12 protein-coding genes are annotated in these 14,341 nt (G+C 57.4%); 4 read left to right on the top strand and 8 right to left on the bottom strand.

Going from position 1 to position 14,341, the window contains the following annotated elements; all coding sequences use genetic code 11:
• Positions 1–15: 15 nt before the first annotated feature.
• From ACVDG4_RS23425 to ACVDG4_RS23405, 5 genes are all read right to left on the bottom strand, one after another.
• Positions 16–2,016: a M1 family metallopeptidase gene (locus ACVDG4_RS23425; protein ID WP_447236865.1), complete on the bottom strand. Its 2,001-nt coding sequence runs from the start codon at positions 2,014–2,016 to the stop codon at positions 16–18.
• Positions 2,013–3,299: a ChaN family lipoprotein gene (locus tag ACVDG4_RS23420; RefSeq protein ID WP_447236864.1), complete on the bottom strand. Its 1,287-nt coding sequence runs from the start codon at positions 3,297–3,299 to the stop codon at positions 2,013–2,015. The genes ACVDG4_RS23425 and ACVDG4_RS23420 overlap by 4 nt, the downstream gene beginning before the upstream one ends.
• Before the next feature lie 267 nt (positions 3,300–3,566).
• Positions 3,567–3,770, bottom strand: a complete 204-nt coding sequence (locus ACVDG4_RS23415) for a DUF6447 family protein (protein WP_447236863.1) — start codon at positions 3,768–3,770, stop codon at positions 3,567–3,569.
• Between the two features lie 192 nt (positions 3,771–3,962).
• Positions 3,963–6,383: a beta strand repeat-containing protein gene (locus ACVDG4_RS23410; protein ID WP_447236862.1), complete on the bottom strand. Its 2,421-nt coding sequence runs from the start codon at positions 6,381–6,383 to the stop codon at positions 3,963–3,965.
• Between the two features lie 551 nt (positions 6,384–6,934).
• Positions 6,935–7,246, bottom strand: coding sequence for a helix-turn-helix domain-containing protein (locus ACVDG4_RS23405; protein WP_447236861.1), 312 nt, complete (start codon positions 7,244–7,246; stop codon positions 6,935–6,937).
• A gap of 194 nt (positions 7,247–7,440) precedes the next feature.
• Here ACVDG4_RS23405 and ACVDG4_RS23400 point away from each other — a divergent pair, with 194 nt between their 5' ends.
• The 3 genes from ACVDG4_RS23400 to ACVDG4_RS23390 are packed head-to-tail and all read left to right on the top strand — an operon-like array spanning position 7,441 to position 11,119.
• Positions 7,441–9,363, top strand: a complete 1,923-nt coding sequence (locus tag ACVDG4_RS23400; protein ID WP_447236860.1) for a hypothetical protein — start codon at positions 7,441–7,443, stop codon at positions 9,361–9,363.
• A 4-nt stretch (positions 9,364–9,367) separates the two neighbouring features.
• A complete protein-coding gene (locus ACVDG4_RS23395; RefSeq protein WP_447236859.1) occupies positions 9,368–10,282 on the top strand; it encodes a glycosyltransferase family 2 protein in 915 nt (304 codons plus the stop codon).
• On the top strand, positions 10,283–11,119 hold the full coding sequence (locus ACVDG4_RS23390) for a glycosyltransferase family protein (protein ID WP_447236858.1): 837 nt from the start codon (positions 10,283–10,285) through the stop codon (positions 11,117–11,119).
• A 20-nt stretch (positions 11,120–11,139) separates the two neighbouring features.
• Here the strand turns inward: ACVDG4_RS23390 and ACVDG4_RS23385 are convergent, their stop codons facing one another.
• Complete coding sequence (locus tag ACVDG4_RS23385) at positions 11,140–12,099, bottom strand: pyridoxal-phosphate dependent enzyme (RefSeq protein ID WP_447236857.1); 960 nt, start codon at positions 12,097–12,099, stop codon at positions 11,140–11,142.
• 140 nt (positions 12,100–12,239) lie between these two features.
• On the opposite strand from ACVDG4_RS23385, the gene ACVDG4_RS23380 reads away from it, so the two are divergent.
• Positions 12,240–12,716: an Lrp/AsnC family transcriptional regulator gene (locus ACVDG4_RS23380; RefSeq protein ID WP_447236856.1), complete on the top strand. Its 477-nt coding sequence runs from the start codon at positions 12,240–12,242 to the stop codon at positions 12,714–12,716.
• A gap of 231 nt (positions 12,717–12,947) precedes the next feature.
• Here the strand turns inward: ACVDG4_RS23380 and ACVDG4_RS23375 are convergent, their stop codons facing one another.
• Both ACVDG4_RS23375 and ACVDG4_RS23370 read right to left on the bottom strand, forming a co-directional pair.
• A complete protein-coding gene (locus ACVDG4_RS23375; RefSeq protein WP_447236855.1) occupies positions 12,948–13,316 on the bottom strand; it encodes a nuclear transport factor 2 family protein in 369 nt (122 codons plus the stop codon).
• Positions 13,317–13,364: 48 nt separating this feature from the next.
• Positions 13,365–14,306 (bottom strand): alpha/beta hydrolase, encoded by a 942-nt coding sequence (locus ACVDG4_RS23370; protein ID WP_447236854.1) that lies wholly within the window; start codon positions 14,304–14,306, stop codon positions 13,365–13,367.
• Positions 14,307–14,341: the final 35 nt, after the last annotated feature.

The following is a 14,341-nucleotide window of genomic DNA, read 5'->3' as shown; positions in this document are numbered from 1 at the left end:
GTGGTCAGAGATGCCTTATTTCGTCACTTTTTTCATCAGTGGGCTTGAGGCCACGGGCCAGATACCTCTTTGAGGGGCTTTGCCGCCGCTCAAAACCACATAACTTTGCCGCCCATAGTGCCGGAGAGACCGGCGCGCAGACCGTAAGGTCTCGGCATCGTCCGCCGCAATGAGGAGGACAGGGGCTCCTACCGGCGACCGGGCCGCCCAGGCGGTCAATGCCCCTACTGCCACGTTGTCTGGAACCGGAGCGATTGCATTGTCTTCCACAAATTCCGCCAGTTCTGTGGGCTCCCCCACAACGATCAACGGACGTGAACCCGCCTGTGTGAGATCAGGTGCTTCTGCAACAATTTCCGCAGTCCATCCGCGGTCCATAAGACCATTTGCGAGACTTAACGCCTGATCCGCTAGCCCATCATCATACAGGCTGAGCATTGTGACGCTGGGTGCGAGCGTGATGTCACGCATAATCGGCATTGTCTCGCCGGGAAGCAGTCGGCGGAACAGGTCAAAGTCCGGATCAACATGTACACTTTTGACCGGTTCTCCGGTCTGAAACTCAAAGACGGCTTCCGGTCCATCAAGCCGCTTTAGTTCCCGTATTGTTTCCGACAGCGTTTCCAGCTCCACCGGCACCAAGAGCGAATAGGCCGGCGTGCTTTGCCGGATGGTCACCCTTGTCAGGTAGTCGTCGCCCATTTGCTCCGTTTGAACCTCGGCAAGTGTCAGCTCGGGGGCGCCAACGCGATCCAGCCATTGATCGAAAAAGGCAGTCAGGTCCTTATCTGAGACCGTTTCAAAAACGCTTTTCATGTTTGACCAGCTGGCCATTTCATACCTGTAGTCAGACCAGAACTGCTGAAGCCCTTTTGCAAACCTCTCTTGGCCGATTTCCATTTGCAGCATGTGAAACAGAAAAGCGGCCTTGTTGTAGCCAATGATTTGCGCGGCCTGATGCTCTTTTCCGATGAAATCCCGGACGCGCTCATCCCGGCTTTCCGGCAAGGCCGCATAATCACGAAGCCATTGCAGCCGCATGGTTTTGGCAGCCTCAGGCCCTTGATCCTTTGCCAGCCCATAATCCGCCATGAAGGTGGTGAGGCCTTCCGACCAGTTGCCGCTCGGATAATCGACATAGACCCCGTTGCCCCACCAATTGTGCAGGACTTCGTGGGCCAGCGACCGGCCTTTCATGAAGGGCAGGGGAACGATCATCTCGCCGATATATGTCAGATTGACAAAGGCCAAACCGACGGGCAGCGGCGAGGAAATGATATGAAAGTCTTCATAAAGATAAGGTCCGATTCCCGCGCTGAAGCGAGTGAGATAGCGCCCCGCAGCGTCCAGATAGTCATCTGAAAACCCAGCTATTTCCGTAGGAAAGTAGGTCCGCACCCGAATGCCGCCGACGTCTCGCTCACCTATTTCATAGGGGCCTGCAAACAGGGACGGGGCCTCAAAGGCTTTTTCCGACGCAAAGACCGCAGTGTAGCTGCCCGCCGTTTCAGTTTCTTGCAATATCTTGCCGGGCGAGACGGCCTTGGTCCCCGTCGGTACCGAGACGCTCAGGCGGTAGGAAAACGGTGCCGACCCGTCCCAAGGAAACCAGCCGCTGTAACCAGACAGGAATACGCCGTCCGCACCTGAGACCGCCGATCCGGCTCCACTGCGTCGGCCGCCGGAGGCCAGCGCCGGGATTGTGCCGCTCGCGCTGATGACCAATTCGTGTGGTCCAACACCGGAGAGTGGAACGATAAAGCCTCGTTGCTGCGGGGTGAAAGCATGTGCACTCCCCGCGACGGCGACCTTTTCGATAGTCAGCCAGTCCGCCCGGCGGAGGGCAAGTGGCCCGCCGTCAACTCCAGTGATCGTAACCTCGACGCTCAACGCGCCAGTTTCTGGATCAAGCTCAGCGGTAATGTCGTAATGCGGCAGCTTCGCGCGGTCTTTGGCAACGACTGTGCCGGTCAGACACAGGAAAACAGCGAGCGCGATTTGAAGGGGGCGGATCACTGAACGCTTTCCCGATCAGAGGGAAACTTTGCAATCAGCGTCAGGCGCTCCCCGTTCCGGTCGATATCAAGCGGCAACCACGTGCCCGGTGCCTGGCGCTGAATGATCTCCACCAGGTCGGACGGGGTCTTCAGCTCTGCTCCGGCGGCGCTCAAGACGATGTCGCCTGCGCTCAAGTCCGCGGCCTCCGCGATGCTTCCAGCGGCCACTTCGCTCAGCAACAGCCCGCCATCGGGCCCCGGTTGAATGGCCACTCCCAGGCGTGGACGGTTCGGAACGGGCGCATTATTCCCCCGGTCCTCGACCAGGAAAACCGCGTCTGCCACATCCAGCTCCAACCCGGCGCAGGCCCGGTCACGATCGACCGGCACAAGCGACGTTACGGCAGATATTCCCAGATCCGCCAGCTGATGCGGGATACCGAAGCCGCGCTCCACATGCCCGCGCCCGACAATCCCGACCACAACAGCCGCTGGATTCGCCTCGGCAGACAGCGCCAAAGCTTCCGCCATAGCGCGATCCCATGTCAGCTGCGCATCGACAAAGTTCTGAAAGCCTTCCGTTCCAAGAACATCTTCCACGGTCTGAACTTCTTCAGATGCATCGCGCCGATGGGCAGCGGCGGCGAGATAGACCGAGGCAAGGCTCTCCGAATAGGCTGGTCGTGCCGCTGCGGGGTTGGTGATCCCCTCGCGTTCATCCTCAGGCACTGCGTCCCAACCGTTCCGGCCAACCCGGGAGACCAGGCCACGGTCGACGTTGAGCGCAACCATCGGAATGCGGTTCTGCCGGGCAAACTCAAACAAAGGCATATAAAGATCCGCATCATAGCCCCAGACCTCAGCCCAATTCGTCTCGCGCAAAAAGTCGTCTTCGGACAGTTTCCCGGCGGACCAGTCATCAAGTACCGGCTGCACGCTGCGTGGAAAGGCCTCAAACCCGATCACCAGCTCCGGCGTCAAGGCATAAAGCCCTGCCAGGGTCTGCAGCTGCCAAAGATGATCTTCCTTTGAGGTGTGGGTTTCCCCGAGCAGAACGACCCGCGATTCGACTGCCTTCGCGAGCACGTCCCGGTTCGTGAGTTCAGTCTTTGAAGACGGCACCACCCACTGCCCCACATCCCGGCAGAGCTCTGATTCAAGAGCGGTATCGACCGCTTGTTGCTCAGCTTCGGCCTGCGCGCCCGGATCGGATGTGAACACCGTCAGTCCAAGCACCACAAGGGCAAAGGTTCCGATGGCAATCCGATAAAAGAGACTGGATCGTTTTCTCAACGTGATCATCACCTGGTCTCCGGGTCGAGGATACACTTTAACACCATTCGAGAAGCGGTTCTGGCGCCTGACAACACCGGCCAGCCATTTTGTAAAGGTGGCACCAGTTGCCTGTATCCCCGAAAAGGCAGTGCACCTGTTACGATACACAAGGGCGTGCAGATTTGAGCCAGGCATCGAAACGCCCGGCGGACCGCAAAGAAAAACCCCTCACCGCAATTCGCAGGGAGGGGTCTTTAAGACTGACTATGTGCCCAATCGGGCGCTTTAAGAAACTTAGTCTTTCGGCAGGGCCGCGGCGAGGGCCTGGGCGTAGGCGTTGCGCGCTGTCTGGTAAATCGCAATCTGCTGCTGCAGCTCACCGATCTTGCGATCCACGACCGTCATGGACGACAGCTGGTTCAGCGCATCCTGAGAGAGGTCAGACACGGCATACTCCCGGCCGTCGATTGTGACTTTTCCTGCTGGTTGTTCACTCATTTTCTTTTCCTAAACATTGATCACCGATCCCAGAGGCGGCGCCTGGATATCTCAACTATGGCATAAGTTCATTGGACAAGAAGTTCAATGGGCTTGGCCAAGTTCCATCTCAAACCAACAAAAGAAAAACCCCGGCGCGGTGCGCCGGGGTTTCCGTTTCCCTCGAAAGGGAGACTGTTTCCATCCAACCAATTATGTGGTTGCGAGGATCAGATCGCCACCAGCGACGGTGAAGTCACCAGCCTGCAGAGTATCTGTCTGGATACCTGTCAGAGCCACAGCGAATTCACCGGATTCGATGATGCCGTCGCCATCAGTGTCCTGATAGATGTAGGTGGTGGTTGCGTTCGCGATGTGGACGAAGAAGTCACCAGCGTTGGTAACGGTCGTTACACCGAAGTTCACAGCAGTTGCACCTGCGGTAACGGCAGTTGCCTGAACTTCTGTATCGAACTCAGCCTGCGCACCAGCTGCAGCAGCCAAGGTTGCACCGTCGAGGTTCGCAATGGTGTCAGTCAACGTCGTGCTGATACCGGTGGTGGAGCTGTCGGAGACAGAGTCACCAGCTGCGTACTGGAACAGCATCGCGTCGATAGCAGTGTTACCGATCATGTTGGTGGTGATGGCATCAGCACCTGCACCGCCGTTAACAGTGGTTGTTGCAGAACCACCTGTTTTGTCGGTCAGAGTGATGACGTCGTTGCCTGCGCCACCGTTCAAGACGTTGCCGCCTGTCACACCATCGGTAATTGTGTCAACGCCAGAACCACCTGTGAATGCAAACGGGTTACCTGTCGAAGCAGATGCGTCGAAGGTGTTTGCACCGGTCAGACCGGAGAAGTCCACACCGAGGTTAGCGGAAACAGCCATTGCACCAGTTGTGATGGACGCATTGCCTGCACCAGTAACCGTCAGAGAGGTCACACCGGTGGTCGCTGCCATCGAGTTGATGGTCAGGTCATCGGTCGCGGTGAAGTTCAGGGTCTCGATACCCAGCGAGGTGTGCGTGTAAGCACCAATGTTTTCGCTGGTCGTTGTGTCGCCGTCAGAAACGGTGATTGCGAGTGTGTCGAGCTGACCAACGCCTGTTGCGCCGGAGATGCCGAGTGTGATGGTACCGTTAGCTGCACCAAGCAGGGTAACAGCGCCGCCCTGAGTGGCGTTCATGTCGTTGACAGTTGCACCACCACCGGTCTCAAGGACGTTAACAGCGGTCAATGTAGAACCGGTGTAGTTGTCCAGATCAACGGTGACACCGTTGTTGACCTGAAGGGTTTCGAAGTTGGTGTACTTCGCACCCAGGGTCGTGGAGTTGATGTGAGCTGTAGCAGCCTGGATCAGGGTATCGGTGCCGTCGCCAGCATTGACAGAACCAGTACCGAGAGCAGCACCAGTGGTGAAGCTGTCGTTGCCAGTACCACCAGTTACAGTGGTGTCTGTTTCACCGTCGAGAATGAGGGTGAAGCCGCCGGAGTTGCCGGAAGCGTCGACAGTGTCGATACCAGCAGCAAGCGTTGCAAGGTTGATTGCACCTGTGCCGGAAACTGTCAGCGTACCGTTTGTGCCGGTCGTTGTGATGTTGCCAGTGGTCAGGTTACCTGCAGAGGTCACAGTCACAGCGGTTGCACCTGCAACGTCGATCGTGCCGAGTGTGTTTGCAGTGTTGCCGACGCCGGTGATGGTCGCAGATGTGAGGCCAGCGCCGCCGAAGTCAACAGCACCTGCTGTGGTGCCGCCTGTGACTGCGAGAGCAGCTGCGGTAGCAGTTGCAACGTAGTCAGCGGTGACGTTTGCGTTGGTAGTTGTGCCGTCGCCCTGAACACCAACAGTTACACCAGCAGCCATGCCGTCGATGTCGAGAGAACCGGTAGAACGGTCACTCCAGATCTGTGTGATAGCAGTCTGACCAGCAGCGTTGAAGTCAACGTCTACAGCAGTGATGTTGCGGACGTAGAACTGCTCAACGTTGGTCACTGCAGAAACAGGAACGTCGTCGTTTGCAGCAGCAGCGTTCACGATGACGTTGAGTGTGTCAGTGCCAGCAGCGCCATCAATGGTGTCAACAATCGAGAAGGTGTTGTTGGACGCAGTTGCGTTGTCCATCACACCGTTGATTGTGTCATCGAAGTTGGTACCAGTGATGGTGTCAACAGCAGATGTCAGCGTGAAGGTAGAACCAGCGCTCGGCGTGGAGACGTCCGGTGCACCTGTACGGCCTTCGAACTGACCATGGATGACCCAGTGCTGGTACAGCTGACCGTCAGTGGTGAGGCCAGCAGCGGCCAGATCCGGGTTCGCAGCAGCGTAGGTCGCCGGTACGAAAGAAGACGCCGGGAAGTCGTTGTAAGGAACGCGCTGTTCCAGAGAACCGTTCGACAGGAAGTGGTCAAACGGGTTGACGCCAGCAGCAGCAACGTCCGGGTATGTTTCCAGGTAGTAGCTGGTGTCGAAGGAAGCCGACGGGTCGGAACCTTCAAAACGGCCGAATGTGTTGTAGTGGTTCTGAGCGAACTGAGCCCAGGTCAGGCCAGTCGAACCGGCAGTCGCGATGAACGCGTCATACACGTCCGGGCGCTGTGCCTGGTAAAATGATGAGTCAAATGACAAAGACATTTGTCGTTCTCCTAAGATCTTAACTTTGTGACGTCACGTCTTGGTACGCCGGGTGATCAACCCCGACCACCGCATATCGCTGCGCAGCCAAATCAGACCGTTCAGCGATTGCTGTACAGCTATCACTGTACCGGATGTGTGACAAGCATTTTTTTTGGGAAAAGTCAATTTTTTTGGGAGAAATTCGGCAGTATTTAAAAGCACTTACCGAATTAAACACGCCTGTTGCAGAATTACCGCAAAGGCGCATTGGACCGGATCCGGAGAAGACCCAATTCACTCTCAAAGCGTGTTTGATTTTTTGAGCACCACCCATGAGGACCAGATGTCTGGAAGCAGTGGGTGATTGCCTAAGAAATTAACATTTTTCTTTGAAAGGTGAAAGGTTTTTAATCATCCTGCGGGACAGAGTGATGTCAGATGCGAGATCCGGCTGGTCGTTCAGACCCACCGTTTTCGATGAGCCATCGTAATTTTTGCCACCATTAGCAGTGGCACATTCGATTCGCAACCCGTCTGAGGGAGCTTTTATCTCAAACGGCGCTGAAGCACTAAATGCCAGATTTTTGGTTAAAAATGAGTTGATGCGTCGTCGGCTCGTAAAACTCGAGCATTTTGATCGCGAACTCACGGCTGTCGATCCCAAGCGCCTCTGCGTAGACAGCATAGCGATCTGCCGGCAAGCGGCCCTTGCCACTCTCAATTTGCGAAATGAATGTGTAATAAAGAGCGCCCATTTTCGAGGCGAGCTCGCGCTGGGACAGACCGGCTTCTTCACGGGCCGCCTTGAGCCATGTACCCGCCTGCAAACGGAGTTCTTGACGTTTGTCGTCCGTTGTTTTTGCGTTTGTCTGGAACTGCATGATGGACCGCCCTGCCCGAGGGTTCTGTTACTCAATGCATCCATGTGTACAGGAAAAGGTGTACAAAATCCAGCGCAATTGTGATATTTATGTCGACATTGTTCGGTCACAGTCCCGTGAGAGGTGATTTCCTCTGGACGAAAAAGGCCCTGAAACGGTAGGGTGCCGCCGAAATCACGGATAGAGACAGCCATATGGTCGAAATCATTGCCTTCCCGGGCAAAATACAGTCAACAACCGTCGACACGTCCCGCCTAAACCTTGAAGGCTCAGCTTCCTGTCAGGACCTGCAAGTCATGCCAGTGCCGCAGATCAGCAGCACCGTGGACGGGACGGTTGTGGTCAGCCCTTCGGAAACGGCAGACAATTTCCCGGAAGGTGACTGGACGAACCAAGAACTGGCAGATCTCTACCGCGTCGAATCGCTGCTGGTTCAGGCGGGCATCAAGCTGTCCACCGGACGCGGGGTGACCGACGAGAACGATCCCTGGTTCGTGTTCTGCCGGGAAGACGGCGATGTCTTTGTTCATCTTGCCCGCGCCGATGGCCGGTATCTTCTCGACAGCCCGGGCTTGTCGGGGCTTCTGGAAGGGCCGGATTTCGCGACCCTGATCGATACCTTTGTCAAGCAACTCGCCGCCCTGCGTGCGCCCGACGACAACAGCAACGTTGTCAGCTTCCGTCCGAAGATGCTGCGCGACAAAAGCGTGCACCTGCATCCATCGATACTGCTCGCAGCCCTGATCTGGACGCTCTATCTCGCCTCCGACGACATTGCCAGCGCGACAGAAGCGGCCAGCGATCTTGCCGAGGACATGATTCTTCCGGTCGATCAGCTTTTGATGATGGATCAGAGCGATACGGGCACAGGAGACATCGGAGCAACAGACATCGATGGCACCGCTCCGGACCTTGCCCCGGACAAGACCGCTGTGGCCAACCAGGCCGCACAGACGGCAGTCAGTTTTGCGGATGCGGACCGGTCCGGCTCCGACCGTCTGGTCTCAAGCTTCAGTGCAATGATTGCATCCGCGTCTCCGGCCGCACAGGCCGTTTCGGCGAGCCTTGCCATCATCGCCTTCAGCTTCGGGTTTTATGGCCAGAACAAATCCGAGATCGAGCAGACTGACGGCGAAACCGGATTTTCAATTGCGGGCCTGCATTCAGCTTTGCGCCAACTGGCCGAGACCGGCATTGAGACCGTCCGCCTGAACGGTGACCAACATGCCGTTGAAATCAGCGCGTCAGCGGAGGCCGGGCCAGTGGTCCTCGCCGATCTCAACGGCGAGCTGGATCTGCAAACCGCCGAGATCGTCGACTACGAACTCCATCTTGCGGATCTGACCTCTGATTTGGCTGTTGCGTTTGATGGCCAGGCCGAGGTTGCAGCGGAGGACGGGACTGCTGTTCAAGCCGACACGGGCGAGAAACACCAGTCTGCAGGACATTCTGCCGAGGTACAGTCCGAGACGAAGGAGAAGGCAACAGCACCAGCGAAAAAAGTGGCGGATGATTCAACGACGCCAGCGGCCTCCAAGGAAGAGAGCAAGCAGCAGGCAAGCTCTGAACCGGCGACCGAAGACAAATTTGTTGTCGCTGAAGTCCTGGACACGCTGAGCTCGGGTTCCGCGTTCGGTTCGGAAATGGTCTCAACCACACTCGACTGGGATGGTTTCGAACTAATTCTCGACCAGCTGGACGTTGCAACCAGTGTGGTTTCGGAAGGTCCAGATCTGGACACGGACTTGGCGGCTGTATCTGGAATAAATATGGGCTCGAAGGAGCTTGGAGACGGGGCCGATGGTTCGGACACGATTGGCGGCACACCATCTTCTGGCGTGGATATGCCTTCTCTACCAGAGGCTCCGTCAGTCTCTGTGGTCGGAGCCGAGATCCTGGACTACGACCAGCGCGTCACCAACTTCATCACCAGCTTCATTCACAACAACGATTCGATCGAGATTGTACATTTCCAGACAGAGCTCGTGATCATCGACATGTCGGCGATTGGCAACTCGGCGAGCCACACCTATGCCCGCAGTTGGGTGACGGACGAAGGCCACGTGATTTCAACGGTCGGCAGCTATCAAGACTTCCTAGATTACGGCATGGCCTGATTTCATGACTGAGACGTCTCCTGTGCCCGGGGCCCTGTCCCGGGTCTGCGGTGTTGTTGTCACATACCAGCCGGATCTTGGCCCCCTCACAGCCATGCTGGAACGGATTGCTCCGCAGGTGAACGACCTGGTGATCGTCGACAATGGCTCTGATACCGACCTGAGCGCGCTGGCAACCAACTTCAACGCAACGCTCAAACTTCTTGGCGACAATTTCGGCATTGCCCATGCACAAAATGTCGGGATCGCAATGGCCCGCGAGCGCGATGCGGATTCCGTTCTGCTGCTCGATCAGGACAGCTTGCCGGCCAAGGACATGGTCGCCAAACTGATCGCGGCGGAACTGAAGCTGCGCACAGACGGCAAGACCGTTGCGGCGGTCGGGGCGAATTATATCGATCCGCGCAAAGGCGATACCGGTTGCTTCCCTTATCGCAAGGGGCTGCGGCTGAAACACCGCGTCAACACGGGTAAGGAAACGATCGTCGAAACGGACTACCTGATTGCCTCCGGTAGCCTGACACCGATGACAGTGTTCGATCAGGTCGGCGATATGGTTGATGAGCTTTTCATCGACTATGTCGACATCGAGTGGGGTTTGCGGGCCCGCGAAATGGGCTACATCAGCTACGGTGTGTTCGACGCGCATATGGAACACGCCCTCGGTGACGATCACATCCAGTTCCTGTGGCGGCGCGTCCCGGTCCACAGCGCGGTCCGGCATTACTACCAGCAGCGCAACGCGGTCTGGCTGATCCGCCAATCCTGGCTGCCGCACATCTGGACACCGATCCTCTTGTTCCGCATGGCCTACCGGCTCGTGTTCTTCACGCTTGCCGCACCCAAACGCTGGACCCATTCGCGCATGATGCTGTCCGGCATTTGGGACGGTGTCCGCGGCCGGATGGGCCGGGTCTAAATGACAGGGGAGAGCGGAGCGCTGGATCCGGCGGGCGGGGAAAACCCGCTGGTGACGGTGTCTCTGGTGATTTACCGGCCCGATCTCAAGGTTCTCGGTGCCACGCTTCAAAGCCTTTCCAAGGCGCTGAACCGATTGGATGCCTCCCACTGCAAGATCTTCATCATCCAGAACTGTGACACGGACGGGATCGCGCCAGTACTGGCCGCAAATCTCAACGAAGTACCGTTTGACCTGCGGCAAGGACACGGAAATGTTGGCTTCGGCCGCGCACACAATTTGGTGCTCAGCGAGACCGGCACGTTTCATCTCGTGCTCAATCCGGACATCGAAATGGCCGAAGAGGCTTTGACACACGGATTGAAGTTCCTGGAGGAGTGCAAAGACTGCGGCCTGATCACACCACATGCCTGCTGGCCGGACGGCACGCGGCAATATCTTTGCAAGCGTTACCCGGCACTGTTCGATCTTCTGTTGCGGGGCTTTGCGCCGGCTTTCCTGAAAAACCTCTTTTCAGGCCGGCTTGCCCGCTATGAAATGAGCGAAGAAACAGGCGAAGACGTTTTCTGGGATCCGCCGATCGTCAGCGGGTGTTTCATGTTGTTTCGCGGGAATATCTACCGGCAGCTTGGCGGGTTTGATCCGCGCTACTTTCTCTATTTCGAAGATTTTGATCTTGCCCTGCGAACCGAAAAAATCACCCGTATCGCCTATGTACCGGCAATCCAGATCGTCCACGAGGGCGGCCACGCCGCACGCAAGGGGTTGACGCACATCAAGCTCTTCGCCAAATCCGCGCTTCTCTTCTACAAACTGCACGGTTTCAAGCTTTTCTGACGATCAGCGCGCCAACGCGCTTACGTCACAGCCCCTTCCGAGACCACGATCAGCGGCCTTGCGGAAACCGGCAGGGCCATTTGCCGGAGGGCTGCAAATCCCGCCGCACCGGAGGGTGTTGTTTTTGAAACATCAAGCTTTGCAAGCACATCGGCAGCCGTCTGCGCTTCTTCATCAGAGATCTGGATATAAGTGTCGGCTGTCTCTTGAAGGATCTCAAACGCCAGCATCGACGCGGTCTTGCAATCAAGACGGCCCATGTTTGAGACAGGCCCGATCACATCAACCACCCGCCCGGCCTTCACCGCTTCATCCAGACACGGGGCGGCCTCCGGTTCAACGATGATGATCTCCGGCTGCACGGCCCAGTTTTTCCGGACCATCTGGGCAACGGCCGCAGCCATGCCGCCAACACCTGCCTGCAAAAAGACATGCGTCGGCCAGTCACCACTCACTTCAAAGACGGCCCGCATTTCTTCCGCAAGAACCGTATAGCCTTCCATCACCAGCCGCGGCGGTTCTGTGTATCCTGGCCAGGACCCGTCAGCGAGGTGAATGAAGCCGTTTGCATCGGCATCTTTGATCGCCGCCTCAATGCTCTCTTCATAGGTCGCACCGGAGCGGATGACCGTCGCGCCTTCCGCTTCTAGCCGGGCCACGAAACTCTCTGGCACTGTATCTGACAAATGGATCCGCGCAGCCGCGCCAAAAATCTTCGCACCTCTGGCAACAGCCATGCCATGGTTTCCTGCACTTGCACAAACAAACGTTTTTCCTGTTGCCGCGGCGCAGATCGTCTCGAGGGACACATCCCGTGGAGCATCAGTCCCGAGGCACAGGTTGGCAACAGCATAGATCCCGCCAAGCGCCTTGAACGCCCCGAGCCCCATGCGTGCGGTTTCGTCCTTGATAAGGACAGTCCACGGGGCATAGGTCCGCTCCAGAAGCGGGGTCGGGGCCGGATCGGCCCAAACGGGCATCAGGCTGGCCGCGCGTTTATAGTCAAGTCGGGTCGATAAAGTCTGCATCCGTTAAAAATACCTGATCCGCTTGATAGAAACGCCTCACAAGATTAGCGTTTCATGAGAAATATTCCCGTATTCAGACCACAAGAGACGCCATGAAGCTCGACCAGGTGGACATTTCGATCCTGAACGCCTTGCAGGACAACGCCCGTACCGGCCTCGAACAGCTGGCGCACGTGAGCGGTGTCTCGATTGCCTCAGTGCAGCGGCGGTTAAAAGCGCTGAGGGAAGGGGGCTTCGTCCTGCGCGAGGTGGCGCTTCTGGACGGGGCTAAACTCGGCCAAGCCATGACCTTCATCATCATGGTGGAGTTGGAGCGCGAGCGGCTCGACCAGATCGATGATTTCGTCAAGCGGGCGCGGCAGGAGCCGCAAGTCCAGCAATGCTATTACGTCACCGGCGAGGCCGATTTCTGCCTGATCTGCATTGCCAAGGACATGGCAGAATTCGAAGCACTGACCCATCGGCTGTTCTTCCAAAATGCCAATGTCCGCCGCTTCCGTACCTCCGTTGTCATGGGCCGCAAAAAAATTGGCCTGAACGTGCCTTTGGATACGGACAGTTCAGAGTAATTCGATCCAAACACCAACATAGGAATAGCGCCGCTCGTTGAAGAGCGGCACTTTTAAGGGATTTGAGTTCTAGTTCTTCGAGGCGGCACGCTCCATGGCGGTCGCCGCCAGGGCGCGGTCGCCGATTTCCTGGGTCATGTCGAATTCCATGCGGGTGACCAGCCAGCTGCCCTCGATCCGCTCCAGATCCCAGTAATAATTGCCAACCGGCCGCCAGAGCTCGCCGTCAATCTAGTGCCGGCCATCGACAAAGGCTGTGGCCCTTGCCATGTCGCCGTTGACGGTCACGGAGACAGGCCCGAGTTCATGCCAGGTGACATCGAAACCCGGAACAATGCCGCGCCAGGCGTCCATCAGCGCGGACGGGGTCATAGTCGCTGGTTCGCCGCCCCAAAGCGAGGTGTAGTCGATGACGAACTCCGGCGCGAAGGCAGCTTCTGCGAGATCGTAGGCCGCCCGGTCAACCGCAAGCGGGATCGAGGATACAAGCGTGCGGATCGCAGCTTCCTCCGGTTTGCCTGCGGGAGGAAGTTTGCCGTCCGCTATCGCTGATGTTGCAAGAGCGGAGAGAACGGCAACAGCTGGGAGTGTCAGTTTCATGGTCTTTATCCTTGAAAATGTGAAGTGTTTTAGGGCCGCCGCCCGGCCTTAGCCGCGAAAATGCTCTGCCATCGCGTCAGCGGCGCGAGTCACGTCTTCCGGATTGTCATAAAAGTCGAACTGGGTGACATCTTCCAGCATCTGCAAGGTTGCTTTGCCTGCAAAGCCGCTCAAAAATGCCCTCACGCCCTGAGGAATGGCCGCAGCTTCCGAATGCACGATTGCGAGCGGATGGGTGAGACGACCCGCATGATCGGCCGGATAATATGTCAGCCAGCCTTCCCAGCCTGCCTGGTTCCACTTGTTGTCATATGCCGGGATCGCGCCGCGGTCCTGCTCATAATAGTAGCCGCCGATCGGCATCAAAACGCCTTCAGCGCCTTCCGGGCCGGCCGCCGGGATGATCTGGCCGCCATTGGCTTCTGCATTCCTTGAGACTTCGATCAGCGCGCCGACACCGTTTGCACCGCCATACACGGCCTCGACAAGGTCCGCATTTTGCAGCCACGGGGCAACAAGACCGATGGACTTGACTGTGCCGTTCCCTGAGACCGCATCCACCATGTATCCGGCCGAGGCACAAATCCCGAGCCCGTGGATCTGGGTCGCATCGACTTCGGGCAGCGTCGCCACAACATCAAAGGCTGCGCGAATGTCGGAGGTTTTTGCCGCCGGGCTTTCAACGAAACGGACATTTTCAGGCAAATCCCCTGATTTGCCCCAGCCGCGGAAGTCAAAGGTGAAGGCCGCGAACCCGCGGGCAACCATCTGATGGGCGTAGACGGAGGGCATCTGTTCTTCAACCGATGTCCAGGCGCCGGTGACAACCACGGCCGGCAGGGCCGTGCCGTCATGTTCTTCAGGCAGATACAACGTGCCGGAAAGGATTGCGCCTTCGTTTTCAAAGGTGATGGTGCGGGTTTCAACCTGCGCGATGGCGGAAGTGGAGGCCATCAACAGGGCTGCGGTGGTCACGGAACGGATGGTCATATCGGTCTCTCCAAAATCAATGTTCTGGGCGCCTT

The sequence above is a fragment of the Roseibium sp. MB-4 genome (genome assembly GCF_053005265.1).
The sequence above is the reverse complement of the archived record's forward strand: the minus strand, read 5'-3'. Positions and strand labels throughout refer to the sequence as shown.

What these genes read in the sequence shown, in the direction of transcription:
- ACVDG4_RS23420 (WP_447236864.1), bottom strand. Translation starts at nt 3,299, where the DNA reads ATGATCACGTTGAGAAAACGATCCAGTCTCTTTTATCGGATTGCCATC.
- ACVDG4_RS23415 (WP_447236863.1), bottom strand. Translation starts at nt 3,770, where the DNA reads ATGAGTGAACAACCAGCAGGAAAAGTCACAATCGACGGCCGGGAGTAT.
- ACVDG4_RS23410 (WP_447236862.1), bottom strand. Translation starts at nt 6,383, where the DNA reads ATGTCTTTGTCATTTGACTCATCATTTTACCAGGCACAGCGCCCGGAC.
- ACVDG4_RS23405 (WP_447236861.1), bottom strand. Translation starts at nt 7,246, where the DNA reads ATGCAGTTCCAGACAAACGCAAAAACAACGGACGACAAACGTCAAGAA.
- ACVDG4_RS23400 (WP_447236860.1), top strand. Translation starts at nt 7,441, where the DNA reads ATGGTCGAAATCATTGCCTTCCCGGGCAAAATACAGTCAACAACCGTC.
- ACVDG4_RS23395 (WP_447236859.1), top strand. Translation starts at nt 9,368, where the DNA reads ATGACTGAGACGTCTCCTGTGCCCGGGGCCCTGTCCCGGGTCTGCGGT.
- ACVDG4_RS23390 (WP_447236858.1), top strand. Translation starts at nt 10,283, where the DNA reads ATGACAGGGGAGAGCGGAGCGCTGGATCCGGCGGGCGGGGAAAACCCG.
- ACVDG4_RS23385 (WP_447236857.1), bottom strand. Translation starts at nt 12,099, where the DNA reads ATGCCCGTTTGGGCCGATCCGGCCCCGACCCCGCTTCTGGAGCGGACC.
- ACVDG4_RS23380 (WP_447236856.1), top strand. Translation starts at nt 12,240, where the DNA reads ATGAAGCTCGACCAGGTGGACATTTCGATCCTGAACGCCTTGCAGGAC.
- ACVDG4_RS23375 (WP_447236855.1), bottom strand. Translation starts at nt 13,316, where the DNA reads ATGAAACTGACACTCCCAGCTGTTGCCGTTCTCTCCGCTCTTGCAACA.
- ACVDG4_RS23370 (WP_447236854.1), bottom strand. Translation starts at nt 14,306, where the DNA reads ATGACCATCCGTTCCGTGACCACCGCAGCCCTGTTGATGGCCTCCACT.